Source organism: Pseudokineococcus marinus (genome assembly GCF_013004605.1).
Lineage (GTDB): Bacteria > Actinomycetota > Actinomycetes > Actinomycetales > Quadrisphaeraceae > Pseudokineococcus > Pseudokineococcus marinus.
The window spans coordinates 1-2,122 of the sequence record NZ_JABEMA010000418.1 but is presented as its reverse complement, the minus strand read 5'-3'; the positions used below and the strand labels follow the sequence as shown (position 1 = coordinate 2,122).

Annotated in this window: 2 protein-coding genes and 1 pseudogene; all 3 read right to left on the bottom strand. The window is 81.2% G+C overall.

Translation table 11 applies throughout. From position 1 onward, the window contains the following. On the bottom strand, nt 1-1,408 hold a 1,408-nt coding region (locus HLB09_RS16150), incomplete at its 3' end, for a sensor histidine kinase (RefSeq protein ID WP_322790230.1). Between the two features lie 44 nt (nt 1,409-1,452). Then, entirely contained in the window at nt 1,453-1,617 is a 165-nt protein-coding gene (locus HLB09_RS16145; protein WP_171204330.1) for a hypothetical protein, read from the bottom strand. After that, nucleotides 1,614-2,122: pseudogene (locus tag HLB09_RS16140) on the bottom strand (hypothetical protein); the annotation flags it as partial. The gene HLB09_RS16145 and the pseudogene HLB09_RS16140, both read right to left, overlap by 4 nt.

Here is a 2,122-nt window from a genome sequence, read left to right as displayed (position 1 = left end):
CGTCCGGGGCCGCCGGCAGCTCGAGCAGGACCGCCCACCCGCCGTCCTCGAGCGGGCCGACGTCGAGCCGCCCGCCGACCAGGGCGGCGCGCTCGCGCATGCCGACGACGCCGCGCCCGCTGCCCGCGTCGGACGCGGTCGGCGTCCCACCGGTGGAGACGACCGCCACGCGCAGCGCCGTCGCGTCCCGGTGCACCCGCACCGCGGTGCTGGACCCGGGGGCGTGCCGCAGGGCGTTGGTGAGGGCCTCGCCGACGACGCGGACGACGGCCAGGCGGGCCGCGGTGTCCACGGGCAGGGGCGTGGCGAGCCCCTCGGCGCGGACGGCGAGCCCCGCCGCGCGGAACCGCTCCACCGTCGCGCGCAGGTCGGTGCTCGTGGGCCGGGTCGAGCTCTCGAGGAGGTCGCCGTCGTCCTCGGCGTGCAGGGTGCCGAGGACGCTGCGCATGTCGGCGAGGGCCTCGCGCCCCGTGCGCGACACCGCGGCCATGGCCTCCCGCGAGCGCTCCGGGGCGCGCGAGGACGCCGACAGGGCGCCGTCGGACAGCGCCACCATGACCGACACGCTGTGCGCGACGACGTCGTGCACCTCCCGGGCGATGCGAGCCCGCTCCGCCTGCCGGGCGAGGGCGGCTCCGGCGTCGCGCTCCCGCGCCAGCGCCGCGTAGCGCTCGACGAGGGCGCGGGCGTGCCGGCGGCGGTCCTTGACGACCTCGCCGGAGGCCACGCCGAGCGCGAGGAGCGCGGCGAGCAGCAGGACCGTCAGCGCCCGGCGCCCGGCCGAGGGGTCGGGCACCTCGAGCTGCTGCACCGGCGGGCCGCCCGCGCTCGCCAGCGGGCCCGCGGTGCCCCAGCCCACGACCTCCGCGAGCCCGATCACCTGCCAGCGCGCGGCGGCCACCGCGACGACGACCAGGACGCCGACCGCGACCGCGACCGCGGTCCGCGTGGTGCGCCGGCTCGCGACCGCCCGCAGGGACCAGGCGAGGCACAGGCCGAGCACGCCGAGCACCCCCGCCGATCCGAGCGAGGCGACGGCGAGGACGGTGAGCACCGCGGTGACCGCGAGGGGGCGCGCGTCCCGCGCCGCGAGCACGAGGGCGCCCGCCGCCGCGCCCGCGAGCCACGCCGGGACCGCGAGGTCGGCGACCCGGCCCTCCGGCGACAGCAGGCCCAGGGACACCGCCCCGAAGACCGTCTCGCCCGCGGCGACGGCGGTGACGGCGCCGACGAGCAGGACCGAGGCGCCCAGCGCCGTGGAGCCCGCCCAGGGGTGCGCCCGGACGAGCCGGCCGACGCGCGTCGAGCGCAGGACGGTCGCGTCGTCCAGCGACGGGCCGTCGGCGGGGTCGTCGGGGGAGGCGGGGGTCCCGCGACGTCGACCGGCGTCCTCCCGCCCCTGCCCCACGGCGGCAGTCTCCCACCGGGGGGCCGGCCGGCGGTCGGGCGCCATCAGCGGACGTCCCCGGTGCGCAGGCGCCAGGCCGCCGCGCCGAGGACGGCGACCACCCAGGCCGCGAGCACCAGGCCGCCGTGGACGGCTCCGACGGCGGGCCCGCCGGAGGGGAAGAGCGCCGTCCCGGCGGCCGGCAGCAGCCCGCGCACGAGGTCGGTCACCGGGCCCGGGCTGGCCGCCAGCAGCGGGTCGACGACCAGGAGGAGGACGGCCGGCACGACGAGGGCGGGGCCGGGCGGCGCAGCAGCGCTCCCGCGCCGATCGCCAGGAGGGCGAGCCCGGTGACGTGCAGCACGAGGCCGGCGCCGTCGGCCGCGAGCGCCCCGGGGGTCGCGGCGACGCCCGGGGCCACCAGGTCGCCGGTCGTCGCGACGACGGCGCCGACGACGGCCGTCGACCCCGTGAGGAGGGCCGCCACCGCCGTCAGCACGGCCTGCGCGCCGAGCACGGGCAGGCGACGCGGGACCGCCGCGTAGGTGGTGGTGGCCGCGCCGGTGGTGAAGTCGCCCGCCCCCACCAGCGCCCCGAGGGCGAGCAGGCCCAGCCCGAGGACGGGGTGACCGGCGGTCACCACCTGGCCCGCCGGGGCGCCCCCGGCGGGGCGGGCGAGCAGGGCGAGGACGACGGCCGTCACCACGGCGGCGGCCGCGGTGGCGGCGAGCAGCC